The organism is Streptomyces sp. SCSIO ZS0520 (genome assembly GCF_025643355.1).
GTDB lineage: Bacteria > Actinomycetota > Actinomycetes > Streptomycetales > Streptomycetaceae > Streptomyces > Streptomyces physcomitrii.
In genome coordinates, this window is sequence record NZ_CP092644.1 from 2,172,902 (window position 1) to 2,188,746 (window position 15,845).

The following is a 15,845-nucleotide window of genomic DNA, read 5'->3' on the forward strand; positions in this document are numbered from 1 at the left end:
CGCCGTCCTGTGCCCGGGAGTTCCTGTGCGCCAGCCCTCTGCCCGGTCCCGGCTCACCCGCACCCTGGCCGGTACGGCGGCGGCGGTACTGCTCGCCGCCTGCGCGCCCGGTGCCGGTACGGAGGAGGAGTCCGCGCCCGCCCTGCCGCCGCGCAACGCGGGCCTCGACTACCAGTTGGGCGGCGCCTATCCGCCCCCCGAGGGTGTCGGGATCGTCGTCCGCGACCACACCGCGCGCCCCGCGAAGGGCCGGTACAGCATCTGCTACGTCAACGCCTTCCAGGCACAGGAGGGCGCCGAGTCCGCCTGGGACGAGGACCTGCTCCTGCGGGACGCGAAGGGCGGGATCGTCTACGACGGCCCCTGGAACGAGGCGGTGCTCGACATCCGCACCGCCGAGAAGCGCGAGCGCATCGCCGCGAAGGTGAACGGCTGGATCGACACCTGCGCGCGCAAGGGCTTCCAGGCCGTGGAGCCGGACAACTACGACACCTTCGACCGCTTCGGCGCCTATCTGAGCGCCGGGGACGCGAAGGCCCTGATCACCCTGGTCTCCGCCCACGCCCACGAGCGGGGCCTGGCCGTGGCCCAGAAGAACACCGCGGAGCTGGCACCCGAACGGGAGCGCACCGGCCTGGACTTCGCCGTCGCCGAGGAGTGCGGCGCCCACCGGGAGTGCGGCGCCTACGCCGAGGCCTTCGACGACCGGGTCCTGGTGGTCGAGTACGAGAAGGCGGGCCTCCGCCGGGCCTGCGCCGGGTGGCGGGACCGGCTGAGCATCGTCCTGCGCGACCCGGACGTCTCGCCCGCCGGGGACCCGGGGTACGTACGCGAGACCTGCTGAGGGCGGGGCGGGGACAGGGTCCGAGTGGGGGGCGGGGGCGGGCCCGAGCGGGAGGCGGCGCTGCTGCCCCACCGCGGCGATGCTGCCTCACCGCGGCGATGCTGTCGCCCCACGACGGCGGCGCTGTTGACCCGTCGCGCGGACCCGGCCTACATTTAAGTTGTTCCTTAATTAAGGAGATGCCGAAGTGCAGGACCCGTCCAGAGCCCTCGACCTCGTCTTCGGCGCGCTGGCCGATCCGAGTCGGCGCGCGATGCTGGAGCGGCTGAGCCAAGGCCCCGCCACCGCCGGGGAGTTGGCCGAGCCGCTGACGATCAGCCGACCGGCGGTCTCCCAGCATCTGAAGGTCCTGGAGGCCGCGGGGCTCGTGGTCCGCACCCGGCAGGCGCAGTGGCGCACCTGCACCCTGCGCACCGAACCGCTCGACGAGGTCTCCGCGTGGCTGGAGCGCCAGCGCACCGCCTGGCAGCAGAGCTTCGACGCGCTGGAGGACCGGCTGCGCGAAAGGCAGCGCGAGCGGGACACCCGAGCCTCCCGCGGACCACGCGGACGGCACGAGGAAGGGAAGGCCGAGCGATGACCGGGAACCCGAAGGAGACGGACCTCTCGCGGGGCTTCAGCATCACCAGGGTGCTGGACGCGCCGCGCCCCCTCGTCTGGCAGGCCTGGACCGACCCCGAGGAGCTGGCCCACTGGTTCCACCCCCGCGGCATGACCTCCCCGCGCGAGGACATCCACGTCGATCTGCGGGTCGGCGGCCGGTACGGCTACGTGATGGTCGCGGACGGCACCGGCGAGCGGGTGCCCACCGGGGGCGTCTACCTGGAGATCGAGGAGCCCGAACGCCTGGTCTTCACCTGGGCCGCGCCCGAGGACCCGGTCGAGGACTCCCCCGTGATCACCGTGGTGCTGGCCGAGATCGGCGGGAAGACGGAGCTGACCTTCCGCCTCCAGGGCATCGCGGGGCACCCGGGCGACGGCTTCGTATACGACGGCTGGATCGAGGCCCTCGACCAGCTCACCGGGGCCTTGGCCGGGCACGGCGGGTAGCCGGGGACGCGGCGGGTCACCGGACACGACGGGCAGTCGAAGGCGGCGGGTGACCGGACACGACGGATGACCGGACACGACGGGTAGCCGGGCACGGCAGGCAGCCGAACGCGACGTATGACCGGACACCCCGGGACCCCGCGCCTCAACCCTCCGCGGGCCCGAAGCGGCGCCGGTAGGCGGAGGGGCTGATGCCGGTCGCGCGGCGCAGTTGCAGGCGCAGGTTGGCGGCGGTGCCGAGGCCGCTGCGGCGGGCGACCACCTCGAAGCGGGACTCGCCGCCTTCGATCAACCGGCAGGCCAGGGTGAGGCGTTCGGCGGTCAGCCAGGCCAGCGGAGTGGTGCCCAGCTGGGCCTGGAAGCGGCGGTGCAGGGTGGCCGGGCTGATCGCCGCCCGCGCCGCGAGGGCGGCGACGGTGAGCGGGGAGTCCAGCCGCTCCTGGGCCCAGCTGAGCACGGAGGCCAGGGACCGGTCCGGCGGCTCGGGGATCGGGCGCTCCACGAACTGCCGCTGCCCGCCGTCCCGGTGGGCGGCGAACACCAGCCGCCGGCTCACCGCGCCCGCGATCTCGGCCCCGTGGTCCCGGCGGACCACATGCAGCCCGAGGTCGAGCGCCGCCGCGCTCCCGGCGGCGGTCAGGATGTCCCCGTCGTCCACGAAGAGCACATCGGACTCCAGCCGCACGGCGGGGAACCGCGCCCGGAAGGAGTCCGCCCACTGCCAGTGCGCGGTGGCCCGCCGCCCGTCCAGGACCCCTGCCTCTGCCAGAGTGAAGGCACCGCTGCAGAGGCCGATCAGGCGTGCGCCCCGGGCGTGGGCCCGCCGCACCGCGTCCAGGACGGCGGGGCGGCGCGGCACCTCGATGTCGGGGCGGTTGGGCACGATCAGGGTGTCGGCGTGCTCGGCCGCCGCCAGCGGGGCGACCCCGGTGAGCGTGAAGAAGCCGTCCCGCATCAGGGTGCGGGGCCGCGGGGAGCAGAGCGTGAAGTCGTACAGCTCGCGGCCGAGTTCGGGTCTGCGCAGGCCGAACACCTCGGTGGCGCAGCCGAGTTCGAAGGGGTTGGAATTCTCGTCCACGATCACCACGACCCGGTGCGCGCCCGCCGCGAACACCGCCCGGTCCTCGGCCGGCGACCGCAACTCCGACCACACCCGTGCCCGCGACTGCGACTGCGACTGCGACTGCGACTGCGAGGATTCTTTCGCCATATGCGATTCCTAGCACTCGCACCGGCGAAGCGGAACGGCCGAGGATGAGCCCATGAGCAAGGACCCGATCAAGAAACCGAGCAAGAAACTGAGCAAGGAACCGGTCAAGGACCCGATCAAGGAGCCGGGCGAGGAATCCCTGAGCGGCGCACGCCGGAGCGCGGAACGCCAGGGCGGCGAGCCGATCGCCCTCGCCGAGGCGCTGGCCTCCTTCGACGCGCTGTGGAGCCCCCGGGTGGTCACCCGCGTCAACGACTACGACGTACGTCTCGCCAAGGTCGAGGGCGAGCACCTCTGGCACGTCCACGAGGACACCGACGAGTTCTTCCTCGTCCTCGGCGGAGAGCTGCGCATCGGGCTGCGGGAGCCCGCCGGGGAGCGCACGGTACGGCTGCCGCGGGGCTCGGTCTTCACCGTCCCGCGCGGCACCGAGCACAGGCCCGCCGCCCCGTCCGGCGCCACCCTGCTGCTCTTCGAGCCCACCGGGACGTCCAGCGTGGGCGACCGGCACGAGGAGGTCCCGGACCACGTGGACGCGACGACCGGGCACCCGCTCGCGCCGTGACGCCGGGGGGTGGGGGCTGCCGCCGGGCCAGGCGCTCCCCCACCGCCCGACCTCGGTAAGCACCTGATCAGACCGCCTTTAGGCGGCCTTCCCAGACTCGGGAGCACCACGGCGCGGGGCCGCCGAGTACCCGGCGGTCAACGGCAAACTCACCCTGGACGCGCGGCAGTTCGAACGCCGACGGGTGCGCTCCGCCGTACTGCCTTTGCTCGAGAGAGTCGCAACTCGACGAGTTCCAGCGCCAGGTAGACCACTTTCCGGACAGCGACTCCGAGCGGATGCCGGAGTCCGCGGGCCTGCGCAAGCTGCACCGGCTGGCCGCTGTCCAGGGCCGACCGCCTTCCGCCGCGCCGTGGGCCCACTAGAGGCGCGCGGAAAGGCTCGGCATCTACGAAGCGGATGCGCACCGGCGCTGCTGGTGCGCCCCGACGGCCACATCGCCTGGGCGGGCGAGCCGGACCGGGACGCCGAGGGGCTGCACGCGGCGCTGACCCACTGGTTCGGCGCGCCCGCGGCCTGAGCGGACGGGGTGATGAGGCGGCGGTCCGGCACGGGCTGACGCCGCCTCATCTCCCGCCGTACGAAAGCCGTTTCAGGCCGGGGGACGGCCGCGATTGAAAAACGTAGGTACCCTCCGTATCGTAAACAGAGCCACCCTCCGTTTAGGTGGCCGCCGCGGGCGTCCGCCGTGTGACGACGCCTGCCCGTGTTGTCCCCGCGCCCGGAAAATCTCCCCCTGGAGGAACCATGTCGGCTCAGTCGACAGTGGGCAGTCCGGTCGGCTCCGGAGCCGCCGAAGCCCCCCGCAACCATCAAGGCCTCGCGCTCACCGTCATCCTCGCCTGCCAGCTGATGGTGATCCTGGACGCGACGATCGTGAACATCGCGCTCCCCGACATCCAGGGCGACCTGCACTTCTCGCCGACCAACCTGGCCTGGATCGTCAACGCCTACACCCTGGCCTTCGGCGGCCTGCTGCTGCTCGGCGGCCGGACCGGCGACATCCTCGGCCGCCGCAAGGTCTTCACCGCCGGCATCGCCGTCTTCACCGTCGCCTCGCTGCTCGGCGGCTTCGCCACCAACGACACCTGGCTGCTCGCCGCCCGCGCGCTCCAGGGCGTGGGGGCCGCCTTCGCGGCGCCGAGCACGCTGGCGCTGCTGAACACCAACTTCGAGGGCGAGGCGCGCACCAAGGCGCTGTCGATCTACTCGGCGGTCTCCGGCGCGGGCATGGCCTTCGGCCTGATCGTGGGCGGTCTGCTCACCGACTGGCTGTCCTGGCGCTCGGTGCTCTTCATCAACGTCCCGATCGGCCTCGGCATCCTGGTCCTCGCCCCGCTGTACGTGCGCCAGCCCGAGCGCCACCCCGGCCGCTTCGACATCGGCGGCGCGCTGACCTCCACCCTCGGCATGGGCTCCCTGGTGTACGGCTTCATCCGCGCCTCCGAGGACGGCTGGGGCGACGGCGGGACCCTCGGCTCCTTCGCGGCGGCGGTGGTGCTGCTCGCGGCCTTCCTGGTCATCGAGACCCGCGCCGAGCAGCCGATCACCCCGCTGAAGCTGCTGCTGCACCGCAACCGGGCCAGCGCCTACACCAACATGCTGCTGCTGCCCGCGACGATGTTCGCGCTCTTCTTCTTCCTCACCCAGTTCCTCCAGAACGTCCTGGACTACAACGCCGTCCAGACCGGCTTCGCCTTCCTGCCGATGGCCCTGACCCAGTTCGGCATGGCCCGGCTCTCCCCGAAGCTGCTGCCCAAGTTCGGCCCCAAGCCGCTGCTCGTCACCGGTGGCGTGCTGGTCACCGCGGGCATCGTCTGGCTCACCCAGATCGACGCGGGCAGCAGCTACGCCGCCGCGGTCGTCGGGCCGATGCTGCTCTTCGGCACCGGTTCCGGTCTGAGCTTCCTGCCGCTGAACATGATCATCCTCTCCGAGGTCAAGCCGCAGGACGCGGGTGCCGCCTCCGGCCTGCTCCAGGCGATGCAGCAGATCGGCGCGACGCTCGGCCTGGCCATCCTGGTCAACCTGTTCGAGACGGCGCGCAAGGACGCGACGCCGCCCGCCGGTTCCAGCGCGGACCAGGCAGCACACCACGTCCTCAGCGAGGGCATCGCTTCCGCGGCGGTCGGCGGCGCCGCCTTCGCGATCGCGGCGCTCCTCATCTCGCTGTTCGCCGTGAAGATGCCCAAGCCGCCCGCCAAGCCGGCCGCCTGAGCCGCCAGGCGCCCAACGATCGGAAGCGAGCGAGAGCATGTCCGAAACTCGGCCGGCAACGGTGCCGGTGTCCGTACTGGACTTCTGTCCGGTGGTCAGCGGCTCGGATCCGGGCCAGGCCCTGCGTGACACCGTCACCATCGCCCAGCGCGTCGACCGACTGGGCTATGTGCGCTACTGGATGGCGGAGCACCACAACGCTCCCAACATCGCCAGCTGCGCACCGCCCATCCTCATCGACCGGATAGCCGCCGCGACCCGCGATCTGCGGGTGGGCTCGGGCGGGGTGATGCTGCCCAACCACTCGCCGCTGGTGGTCGCGGAGCAGTTCGGCACGCTCGAAGCCCTGCACCCCGGGCGGATCGACATGGGGATCGGCCGCGCCGCGGGCACCGACCCCGTCACCGCCCGGGCGCTGCGGCGCTCGCTGGGCGCCGACGACTTCGGCGAGCGCCTTGCCGAACTGGTCGGCTACTTCGCCCAGTCGCCGCAGGGGGCGCCCTCGCTCCCGGTCAGCGCGACGCCGGCCCTCGGCAACCGTCCGCCGCTGTGGCTGCTGGGCTCCAGCAGCAACAGCGCGCGGATGGCGGCGACGCTCGGGCTGCCGTTCGCCTTCGCGCACCACTTCAGCGCCGAGAACACGGTGCCCGCGCTGCGCACCTACCGCGAGCACTTCCAGCCCTCGGCGGCCCTGGAGCGGCCGCACGCGATCGTCGCGGCGATCGTCATCGCCGCCGACACCGACGAGCGCGCCGAGTACCTCGCGGGCCCGATGGCCCTGTCCTCCCTGCTCCAGCGCACCACCGGCATAACGGGCCCGTACCCGAGCCCCGAGGAGGCGCGGGCGCATCCGTACAGCCCGCAGGAGGCGCACTACGTACGGGAGCGTGTCCAGGCGCACCTGGTCGGCGGTCCGGAGACGCTGCGCGAGAAGATCGCCGCGTTCCTGGAGCGCACCGGGGCCGACGAGCTGATGTCGCTGACGCTGGTGCACGGGGTCGAGGACCGCATCCGGTCCTTCGAGATCCTCGCCGAGACCGCCGCGCGGCTCAGCCCCCGCACCGCGGGCCGGCCCACCTCCGGCTGAGGCACAGGCCGCCGGACCCGGCTCTCCCCCGACCGGGTCCGGCTCCGCCGTCTCCCGCGCGCCCGGGAGCGCACCTCCGCGCCCCCGTCCACGCGCCGGTCGGGCCGCGCGCCGGTCAGACCTCGCGCGGCACCAGCCCCCACAGGGCCAGCTCCAGCATCCGGTGCGTACGGTCCTGTCCGGCCGGGGAGCGGCGGGCCGCCCAGGCGAGTCCGTTGACCAGGCTGAGCAGTTCGCCGATCTCCACGTCGGGCCGGACCGCCTTGCTCTCCTGGGCCCGGACGAGCAGCGCCTCCCCCGCGCTGAGCATGCGGGTGTGGCAGTCGCTCGGGCTGGAGGCGGCGTCGTCGAGCATGGTGGTCATCAGCGAACCGGCCAGGCCCTGGTAGGTCGTCGCGTGCTGGGCGGTGGCCCGCAGCCAGTCCATCAGGGCCTCGCCGGGCGCCGGGGAGTCGAGGAGCGCGCGGGCCTGCTCCTGGAGGCCGACGACGGACTCGTGGAAGACGGCCTCCAGGAGGTCGTTGCGGGTCGGGAAGTGCCGGTAGAGCGTGCCGATGCCGAGACCCGCCCGCCGGGCGATGTCCTCCAGGGACGCCTCCGTGCCGTGTTCCGCGAACGCCGCTCTCGCCGCGTCGAGCAGCCGCGTGTAGTTGCGGCGCGCGTCGGCGCGCATGGGACGCCGTACGGCGGACGTTTCGGTCGCGTCCATGGGTACTCCCTGCCTTCGCGGCCGGGCCCTGTTCGCCCGGACTTTCCTGCACCAAACGGAGACACCCTCAGCTTACGTCCTCCCTTAAGGCACCGCTAAGTACCGCCTCAGCGCCGGCCGGGATCCTGCGCAGGAGTCCGCCGTCCACCCGCCCTGACAGGCGAAAGGTCTACCGCTATGACACCAAATCGCCCCTCAAAGAGCGAGGCAGTTCGACCGGAAGGCGACGGACAACGCAACTGCCCCCAGAAACAAGGAAGTTGGGAGGGCGGACACGCGGCAGGGCCTCAGCCCCGCTCCGGTGCCACGCCCTCCCGGACATCACACTCTCCGGGACATCACGCCTTCTTGGGCGTCACGATCTTCTCGAAGCCCTCGCTCTGCTCCCAGCGGAGGTAGTAGAGCCCGGCGTCGCTGTCGTAGACGAAGAGGACCCGGCTGCCGTCGTCGTTCAGGGAGGTGTCGCCCCAGCCGTCGAAGTCCTTGGTGATGTCGATGTCCCAGTCGGTCAGCTCGCCGGTGCCGACGCCCGCCACGGACTCGGTCGGAGGCTCGCCGTCGGAGCAGTAGAGACCGAAGTCGGCGATGAGCGAGACCGTGCCGTTGACCTCGGCGAGGTCGACGCCCTGGCAGAGGTCGGTCTTGGTCTTGTAGAGCGTGTGCCAGGCGCTCCACTTCGTGGCGCCGGCGGCCTGGTGGCGCTCCTGGACGCCGGTGCCCTTGACCAGGCGCACGGTGACCTTGCGGCCGTCGCCGAGCGTCAGCGTGGACTGGTAGTCGTCCTGGGCGCGCGGCCCGGGCCGGCTGTCGGAGGCGCCGCCGTCCTCGCCGGAGGGGTCGGCCCCCACGCCCTGGGCGGTGCCGTATCCGGCCGCCAGCAGCCCTGCCGCCGCCACGGAGGCGAGCGCGGCCCGGTGCGCCTTGCGCAGTCCCACGATGGATTCCTCTCTGCCTGCTGCCGGAGCACGCCGTGCGGCGCGCCCCGTCTTCTCCCGGGGCGCCGGTACGTCCGACACCCCTTCAGGGAGAGGAGACGTACCGCACAGGCGGCCGGTTCCTCATCCCCCGTGTCCGCGCAGAGGGCGAGAACCGGCCAGCGAGCAAACCCTTGCGAATGGTATGGAAGCGATATCAAACGGACGGTCGATATCAGAAGCGCATAAGCCTAGGATAAATATGTCGAACGCACGCGGATCAATCGACCTGAGGACGTGATTGGCGTGGCTGCTTCCACCACACCCGACATCCATCAGCACCCGGACATCATCGATCTCAAGGCCCGCTCCGAAGCCGCGGCCGCCTCGCCCGCCTCCCAGGCCGCCGAGGCACTGTGCCTGCTGGCCGGCCTCTTCCTCGCGGCCTCGCCGTGGATCGTGGGCTTCAGCGGACTGACCGCCCTGACGATCACCAATCTGATCGCCGGCCTGGCCTTCGCCTTCCTGTCCATGGGCATGGGCAACGTCTACGAACGCACGCACAGCATGAGCTGGGCGGCGGCCGGGATCGGTGTCTGGACGATCCTGGCACCGTGGGTGATCTCCGGCGACATGTCGACGACCAGGACCGTCCTCTGCAATGTGATCACCGGCGGCGTCATGTGCCTGGCCGCCCTGGCGACCGCGGGCCTGGCCTTCGGAGGAGGGCGCAAGCGGTAACACGGCGCGAAACGGCGCACCGGTACGCACCGGGAGCCCACCCGGCGTACGGGCGGGACGGTCAGTGCGGGCGGAGTCACGGAGTAAGCAGCGTTCCTCCGCCCGCACCGGCCCGGCTCCTCGCTCGGAGCCCGGGCCCCGCTCGCTCAGAGTCCGGCCGCCAGCCTCCCCGCCAGCACCCGCGTGAAGCGGGCCGGGTCCTTGAGTTCGCCGCCCTCGGCGAGGAGGGCCATGCCGTGCAGGAGTTCCGCGGTCTCCGGGAGGGCGCCGTCCAGCGGGTCCTTGGCGTGGGAGGCGCGCAGGGCGGTGACCAGGGGGTGGGTGGGGTTGAGTTCCAGGATGCGCTTGATGCGCGGGATCTCCTGGCCCATGGCCCGGTACATCTTCTCCAGGGTGGGGGTGACATCGTCGGAGTCGCCGACGATGCACGCCGGTGAGGTGGTCAGCCGGGAGGAGAGGCGGACCTCCTTCACGTCCTCCGCGAGGGCGGAGGTCATCCAGGAGAGCAGACCGGCGAAGTCCTTCTCCTGCTGGGCGCGCTCCGGGTCCTCCTCCTTGTCGTCCTTCTCGGAGTCGAGGTCGACCTGCCCCTTGGCGATGGACTTGAGGGCGGTGCCGTCGAACTCGCGGACCTGCTCCACCCAGACCTCGTCGACCGGGTCGGTGAGCAGCAGCACCTCCAGGCCCTTGTCGCGGAAGGCCTCCATGTGCGGGGAGTTCTCCAGGAGGGAGCGGGACTCGCCGGTCAGGTAGTAGATGTGCTCCTGGCCCTCCTGCATCCGGGAGACGTAGTCGCGCAGGCTGGTCTGCTGCTCCGGGTCGTGGGTGGAGGGGAAGGAGCAGATGTCGAGGATGGCCTCGCGGTTGTCGTAGTCGCTGAGCAGGCCCTCCTTGACCGCGCGGCCGAACTCGCCCCAGAAGGTGCGGTAGCGGTCGGCGTCCTTGGTGCGCATCGACTTGACCGTGGAGAGCACCTTCTTGACCAGGCGCCGGTGCATGAGCTGGATCTGGCGGTCCTGCTGGAGGTTCTCCCGGGAGACGTTCAGGGAGAGGTCCTGCGCGTCCACGACGCCCTTGACGAAGCGCAGGTAGTCCGGGAGCAGCGACTCGCAGTCGTCCATGATGAAGACGCGCTTGACGTAGAGGTGCACTCCGCGCCGGGCGCCCTGCTGGAAGAGGTCGAGGGGCGCCCGGGAGGGGATGAACAGGAGCGCCTGGTACTCGAAGGTGCCCTCGGCCCGGGTGTGGAGGGTCTCCAGCGGGTCGTTCCAGTCGTGGCTGACGTGCTTGTAGAACTCCTGGTACTCCTCCTCCTTGATCTCCTCCGGGGAGCGCGCCCAGAGCGCCTTCATCGAGTTGACGGTGTCGGTGACCTGCTTGGTCTCGCCGTCCTCGGTGCGCTCGGTGGCCAGCCGGATGGGCCAGGGGATGAAGTCCGAGTGCTGGCGGACGATCTCGCGGATCTTGTGCTCGGCGGAGTAGTCGAAGAGCGCGTCCTCGGTGTCCTCCGGCTTGAGGTGCAGGGTGACCGAGGTGCCCTGCGGGGCGTCCTCCACCGGCTGCAGCGTGTACGTGCCCTCGCCGCTGGACTCCCAGCGGGTGCCCGTGCTCTCTCCGGCCCGCCGGGTCACCAGGGTGACCTTGTCGGCGACCATGAAGCTGGAGTAGAAGCCGACGCCGAAGTTGCCGATGAGGCGGGCGGAGGCGGCGCCGTCCTTGGACTCCTGGGCCTCCTTCAGCTTGCGCGCGAACTCGGCCGTGCCGGACTTGGCGATGGTGCCGATCAGCTGCACCACCTCCTCGCGGGACATGCCGATGCCGTTGTCGCGCACGGTGAGGGTCCGCTGCCCGGGGTCGGCCTCCAGGGCGATGTGGAGGTCGGAGGTGTCCGCGTCGAGGTCGCTGTCGCGGAGCGATTCCAGACGCAGTTTGTCCAGGGCGTCCGAGGAGTTGGAGATCAACTCCCTCAGGAAAATATCCTTGTTCGAGTAGATCGAGTGCACCACCAGCTGGAGAAGCTGGCGGGACTCGGCCTGGAACTCGTACGTCTCGACCTGCTCGGTCTGGTCGGCCTGGCTGTTCACGGCACTCCTCGCGAAGAGAACTCACTCATCCCGGTACGCCGCTGCCACCGGCGCACCGTCCCCGTGCGGGTGCTCGCCGAGCCGGTCCCACCGGCCGCTCCCCCGGCTGTCCCGCGAAGGGGGACGGCGGAGCGCGCAGCAGGGCTGCACCTGCGGCTCAGATTTTGCCGGGTGGGACGGGGAAATCTCCAGTCAGGCCCGCAGCGGTGGCGCACCGCACACGCCCCGGCGCGCCCGGCCCGCCCGCACCCCGGCCCCAACTCCCCTCTACACTGCGGCGGATGACGAGCAACGTGACGTGTACACAGTGCGGGACGCCCGGCCTCGCGCCCGGTTTCATCGAGGACGCCGGCGAACACTCCCGCGGGTACGCGCGCTGGATCGCGGGCCCCCTGGAGCGCGGCCTCCTCGGCGGCGCCAAGCGCCTGGGCCGCGAACGCCATCAGATCGACGCCTACCGCTGCCCCAAGTGCGGCCACCTGGAGCTGTTCGCGGTCCAGGAGTAGACGGGGGGGGACGGGGGACGGGGGCCGAGCCCGGAGCGGCATCTGCCGCGGGGCGGGAGCGGGGCCCATGAGCGGGCAACTCCCCTTCCCCACCCGCCACTTGGCTCGCGCCCTCCCTCCCTCCCCTCGCCGGGAGCCGCCTCACCTCTTGGCGTACTGCCGATGGGTCAGCGAGGCGAGTACGCCCGCGATCTTCACCTCGACCTCGACCTGCCCGACCGTCCACTTGGTGCTGGTGCCGTCCGGGGCGCCGAGTTCCTCCAGGACGGCCACCGCCAGCCGGTCCCGGTGGGCCGGTTCCGGGTAGAAGGCGACCAGGTACAGCTCCTCACGGCCGTTGAAGCCGTACTGGACGTCCATCTCCACCCCGCAGAAGGACTCCGGGCCCTCCCCGGTCACCCACCAGTCGCCGTTCTGCTGCCCGCCCCGCGGGAAGAGCGCCTCGAAGTCCTCCAGGGTGGCGCCCCAGGGCAGGCCGTTCCAGCCGCGGGCCAGCAGTTCCCGGGTCGTCGCGGGGCGCCGGTCGCGGGGGCGTTCGGGGCGCGAACCGGTGGCCTCGGTGCGGCGGAAGCGGGGCAGGACCCGGCCCAGTCCCCGGCGTTCGCGGGCCGGCGGCTCCGGGGCGGTTTCCGGCGCCGGGGCCTCCGCGCGGCGGGTGGGGGCGGGCGGCTCCGGGGGCCGGGTGGGCGCCGCCTCGCCGGGCAGCCGGGCGGCGTCGGCCATCGCGGCGACCATCGGCGGCAGCCAGTCCCCGGCCTCCCCGGCCGTGTCCTGCGCCGCGCACTCCCGGAGGATCGCGGCGACCTCGGGGCGGCGGTCCGGGTCCTTGTCCAGGCAGGCGGCGATCAGGCTCCGCAACTCCGCTGGTACCGCCGCGAGTTCGGGCTCCTCGTGGACGATGCGGTAGAGCACGGCGGAGGGGTGCCCCTCGCCGAAGGGGGCCGCGCCGGTGGCCGCGAAGGCGAGTACCCCGCCGAGCGCGAAGACATCGGCGGCGGGACCGGTCTCCCGGGCGCCCCTGGCCTGTTCCGGCGACATGAAGGCGGGGGTGCCCGCGAGCACTCCGGTCGCGGTGTGCGAGGTGGCCTCCAGGGCGCGGGCGATGCCGAAGTCGATGACGCGGGGCCCGTCGGCGGCGAGCAGCACATTGGCCGGCTTCAGATCCCGGTGGACCAGTGCGCAGCCGTGGATCGCGGCGAGCCCCTCGGCGAGCCCGGCGCCGAGGACCCGCACCGCCTCGGCGGGCAGGGCCCCGTAGGCGCCGACCGCGGTGGCGAGCGAGGGGCCCGGTACGTACGCGGTCACCAGCCAGGGGCGGGCGGCCTCCGGGTCGGCGTCCACGACCTGGGCGGTGAAGAAGCCGCCGACCCGGCGCGCGGCCGCCACCTCGACGGCGAAGCCCCGGCGGAAGGCCTCGTCGTGCCCGTACTCGGCGCGTACCAGTTTCACCGCGACCGGGCGGCCGCCCGCGGAGCGGCCGAGGAACACCTCTCCCATCCCGCCCGCGCCGAGGCGGCTCACCAGCCGGTAGCCGCCGACTCGTTCCGGGTCCTCGGGCCGCAGTGGCTCCACCGGTGGTCCCCCTCGTCACTCGGGCTGCCTCGCGCGGCCGGGCGGGTGCCCGCCGCCTCGGGGGCGTCCCCGCCCCCGTGACACTGGTACCCGACGAGCGGCGCGCGCCTGCGGTTCCCGGGGCCCCGGCCGCGGCGCGCTCCCCGGCGATCAGCCCGCGGCGGCCCCGGTGCGGCACTCCGGGTGGCCCCAGCCGTCGTCGTTCCTGGCGATCAGTTCGCCGGCCGGGTAGGGGCGCCCGCAGCGGCAGCGGCCCGGGAACTTCGCCTTCAGGGTGCGGGCGGCGCCGCCCTTGGCGGTGCGGCGGGCGCCGCCTGCCGCCTTGCCGGTGCCGCGCGCCTTGCCGCCCGCCGGGGCCGCCTTGGGGGTGGCCGGGGGTTCGGCGGAGCCCTGGTCGCTGCCGAGGGGTTCCTGGAGCTGGGCGGCCTGGCTGGCCGCGCGGTCGGCGAGGTCGTTGAGCGGGTCGCCGTCGACCTGGTGCGCGGGCACGTAGCGGAACTCCACCGTGCGGCCCTCGAGGAGGCGGTCGATGCTCTCGACCAGTTCCTGGTTGGCGACCGGCTTGCCGGAGGCGGTCTTCCAGCCCTTGCGCTTCCAGCCGGGCAGCCAGGTGGTGACCGCCTTCATCGCGTACTGCGAGTCCATCCGGATCTCTGCCTCCACCGCGGGGTCCAGCTGGGTCAACAGCTGTTCCAGGGCGGTGAGTTCGGCGACGTTGTTGGTGGCCGTGCCCAGCGGGCCCGCCTCCCAGCGGGCCGGTACCTCCTCGGCGTCGGCGATGACCCAGGCCCAGCCCGCTGGTCCCGGATTCCCCTTCGATGCCCCGTCGCACGCGGCGATCACTCGTTGTGCCATGCCCCGATCATCTCAGCCCCGGCGGGCCCGCCGGTCCGGCACCCGGCACCGGGGCCGCCGCGGCAATCGGCAATCCCCCGCCGCGGCGCCTATATACCGTACGGCCGCACCTCGCAGGCGTATTGCGGTTTTTTTATCAAGGGGACCGGGGGGTGAGGGCATATGCCCGCGCTTTGTCCGGCGGTTTTGTCCGGCAGGAGTTCCGTGTCGGCGGATGCTTCGGTACTGCCGGAGATCACGCCGGAGATCACCGCGGGAGCCCGGTGAGCAGGCCCGCGGTCCGGGTCGGCCGCCGAATCGTGGACGGCGGCGGCGCACCGCCACGGAAAGTCCGCGAGACCGCTGCGCGCAATTCACGGAACCCGGCCCAGGGAAGTGCACAACACCCCCTGACTTCCTCTTAGATCACCAGTAGTGTGTGAGCCGCTACCGCCGAGCACGAATTGCGAGGGGTGGAATCCGGCTGGCCGGAATGGCGGTTGTCCGGCGTGCAAAGTACACGGAAACGGGGGAGAGCGCGTGACGGTGGAATCGTTCGCCGGCCAGTACGTATGGCATCCGGCGGCCGACGACCGGCAGCTGGCGCGCGCCTGCGTGGATGTCAGGGCAGGGCGCTACCTCAGCGCCCAGGAGGTCTTACGCGATTCCCGGCAGGACTTCGAGCTGCGGGCCCACCGCTCCCTGGTCCTCGCCTCCGAGGCCGCCGACTCCGACCTCGCCGAGCGCTGGCTCGACGAGGAGCCGGGGCCCGAGGCGGCGCTGCTCTGGGCGCGGGTGGCGATGCTGCGCGCGCTGCGGATGGCGGGCACCGAGGACGGGCGCACCGGCCAGCTGACCCGGATCGCCTTCACCGCCTGCGAGCGGGCGGCCGTGATGTTCCCGGCCGACCCCACGCCCTGGGTGGCGCAGCTGGCCCTCGCCCGGCTCGACGGGATGCGGGACCCGGCGCCCGAGGGGCTGATGACCGGACCGCCGGGACCCTGGCGCCTCTTCGTACGGATCCTGCGCCTGGACCCCTGGCACCGCGAGGCCCACCACCGGCTGCTCTCCTACTACTTCGCCCGCAACGGCGGTTCGGCGAGCGCCCGTTGGGACGTGGCCACCTTCCTCAGCCACCGGGCGCCCGCCACCTCGCCGCTGCGGCTGCTGCCCCTTGTGGCGCTGGTCGAGGACTACGACCCGACGGTGCCGCTTTCGCTGAAGGTGTGGGAGCAGCCGCAGTGGCGCAAGACCGCGCTGAGCATCTACCACACCTGGTTCCCGCAGGTCACCGACGCCCGCTTCACGCCGGTGCTCGACCTCAGCTACCTCGCCCAGGCCCTCTTCCTGGCCCGGTGCGAATTCGAGGCGCGGGCCGTCTTCACCGCGATGGGCCCCTACGCCTCCCGGATGCCGTGGCACGCCTTCGGCGAGCCCGCGGAGCAGCTGAGCCGGGCCAGACGGCTGTGCGGACTGCCCGTACCCGCTCCGTCCTGAGGAGGTCCCACTCCC

General features: G+C 72.4%; 16 protein-coding genes. 10 read left to right on the forward strand and 6 right to left on the reverse strand.

The window, feature by feature from the left end; all coding sequences use genetic code 11:
• The first annotated feature begins 25 nt into the window (after positions 1 to 25).
• From MID12_RS07875 to MID12_RS07885, 3 genes are all read left to right on the forward strand, one after another.
• Positions 26 to 844 (forward strand): endo alpha-1,4 polygalactosaminidase, encoded by an 819-nt coding sequence (locus tag MID12_RS07875; RefSeq protein WP_411576921.1) that lies wholly within the window; start codon positions 26 to 28, stop codon positions 842 to 844.
• Positions 845 to 1,031: 187 nt separating this feature from the next.
• Positions 1,032 to 1,424, forward strand: a complete 393-nt coding sequence (locus MID12_RS07880; RefSeq protein ID WP_263165625.1) for an ArsR/SmtB family transcription factor — start codon at positions 1,032 to 1,034, stop codon at positions 1,422 to 1,424.
• Positions 1,421 to 1,894 carry an SRPBCC domain-containing protein gene (locus MID12_RS07885; protein WP_040248353.1) on the forward strand — a complete coding sequence of 158 codons (474 nt, stop codon included), beginning with the start codon at positions 1,421 to 1,423 and terminating at the stop codon, positions 1,892 to 1,894. The genes MID12_RS07880 and MID12_RS07885 overlap by 4 nt, the downstream gene beginning before the upstream one ends.
• Before the next feature lie 145 nt (positions 1,895 to 2,039).
• On the opposite strand, the gene MID12_RS07890 is transcribed toward MID12_RS07885, so the two are convergent.
• A complete protein-coding gene (locus MID12_RS07890) occupies positions 2,040 to 2,978 on the reverse strand; it encodes a helix-turn-helix domain-containing protein (protein ID WP_263172965.1) in 939 nt (312 codons plus the stop codon).
• A 265-nt stretch (positions 2,979 to 3,243) separates the two neighbouring features.
• On the opposite strand from MID12_RS07890, the gene MID12_RS07895 reads away from it, so the two are divergent.
• The 4 genes from MID12_RS07895 to MID12_RS07905 all read left to right on the forward strand — a co-directional run bounded on the left by MID12_RS07895 (position 3,244) and on the right by MID12_RS07905 (position 6,973).
• Complete coding sequence (locus MID12_RS07895) at positions 3,244 to 3,669, forward strand: cupin domain-containing protein (RefSeq protein WP_263172969.1); 426 nt, start codon at positions 3,244 to 3,246, stop codon at positions 3,667 to 3,669.
• 352 nt (positions 3,670 to 4,021) lie between these two features.
• Positions 4,022 to 4,189, forward strand: coding sequence for a hypothetical protein (locus MID12_RS32390; RefSeq protein ID WP_411576922.1), 168 nt, complete (start codon positions 4,022 to 4,024; stop codon positions 4,187 to 4,189).
• A 227-nt stretch (positions 4,190 to 4,416) separates the two neighbouring features.
• On the forward strand, positions 4,417 to 5,886 hold the full coding sequence (locus tag MID12_RS07900; RefSeq protein WP_040248355.1) for an MFS transporter: 1,470 nt from the start codon (positions 4,417 to 4,419) through the stop codon (positions 5,884 to 5,886).
• A gap of 37 nt (positions 5,887 to 5,923) precedes the next feature.
• Positions 5,924 to 6,973: an LLM class flavin-dependent oxidoreductase gene (locus MID12_RS07905; protein WP_263165630.1), complete on the forward strand. Its 1,050-nt coding sequence runs from the start codon at positions 5,924 to 5,926 to the stop codon at positions 6,971 to 6,973.
• A gap of 115 nt (positions 6,974 to 7,088) precedes the next feature.
• Here MID12_RS07905 and MID12_RS07910 read toward each other — a convergent pair whose 3' ends face one another.
• Both MID12_RS07910 and MID12_RS07915 read right to left on the reverse strand, forming a co-directional pair.
• Positions 7,089 to 7,682 (reverse strand): TetR/AcrR family transcriptional regulator, encoded by a 594-nt coding sequence (locus tag MID12_RS07910; protein ID WP_040248359.1) that lies wholly within the window; start codon positions 7,680 to 7,682, stop codon positions 7,089 to 7,091.
• A 338-nt stretch (positions 7,683 to 8,020) separates the two neighbouring features.
• Positions 8,021 to 8,617 (reverse strand): hypothetical protein, encoded by a 597-nt coding sequence (locus MID12_RS07915; RefSeq protein ID WP_263165632.1) that lies wholly within the window; start codon positions 8,615 to 8,617, stop codon positions 8,021 to 8,023.
• Between the two features lie 285 nt (positions 8,618 to 8,902).
• On the opposite strand from MID12_RS07915, the gene MID12_RS07920 reads away from it, so the two are divergent.
• Positions 8,903 to 9,337, forward strand: a complete 435-nt coding sequence (locus MID12_RS07920; protein WP_040248360.1) for an SPW repeat protein — start codon at positions 8,903 to 8,905, stop codon at positions 9,335 to 9,337.
• Positions 9,338 to 9,483: 146 nt separating this feature from the next.
• Here MID12_RS07920 and htpG read toward each other — a convergent pair whose 3' ends face one another.
• Positions 9,484 to 11,421 carry a molecular chaperone HtpG gene (gene htpG, locus MID12_RS07925; protein ID WP_040248362.1) on the reverse strand — a complete coding sequence of 646 codons (1,938 nt, stop codon included), beginning with the start codon at positions 11,419 to 11,421 and terminating at the stop codon, positions 9,484 to 9,486.
• 281 nt (positions 11,422 to 11,702) lie between these two features.
• Between htpG and MID12_RS07930 the strand changes: the two genes are divergently transcribed.
• Positions 11,703 to 11,927, forward strand: coding sequence for a hypothetical protein (locus tag MID12_RS07930; RefSeq protein ID WP_052482185.1), 225 nt, complete (start codon positions 11,703 to 11,705; stop codon positions 11,925 to 11,927).
• A gap of 141 nt (positions 11,928 to 12,068) precedes the next feature.
• Here the strand turns inward: MID12_RS07930 and MID12_RS07935 are convergent, their stop codons facing one another.
• A complete protein-coding gene (locus MID12_RS07935) occupies positions 12,069 to 13,499 on the reverse strand; it encodes a serine/threonine-protein kinase (RefSeq protein WP_263165634.1) in 1,431 nt (476 codons plus the stop codon).
• Positions 13,500 to 13,649: 150 nt separating this feature from the next.
• Entirely contained in the window at positions 13,650 to 14,354 is a 705-nt protein-coding gene (locus tag MID12_RS07940; protein ID WP_040248366.1) for a ribonuclease H, read from the reverse strand.
• 519 nt (positions 14,355 to 14,873) lie between these two features.
• Here MID12_RS07940 and MID12_RS07945 point away from each other — a divergent pair.
• Positions 14,874 to 15,830: a hypothetical protein gene (locus MID12_RS07945; protein ID WP_052482187.1), complete on the forward strand. Its 957-nt coding sequence runs from the start codon at positions 14,874 to 14,876 to the stop codon at positions 15,828 to 15,830.
• The last annotated feature ends 15 nt before the right edge of the window (positions 15,831 to 15,845 follow it).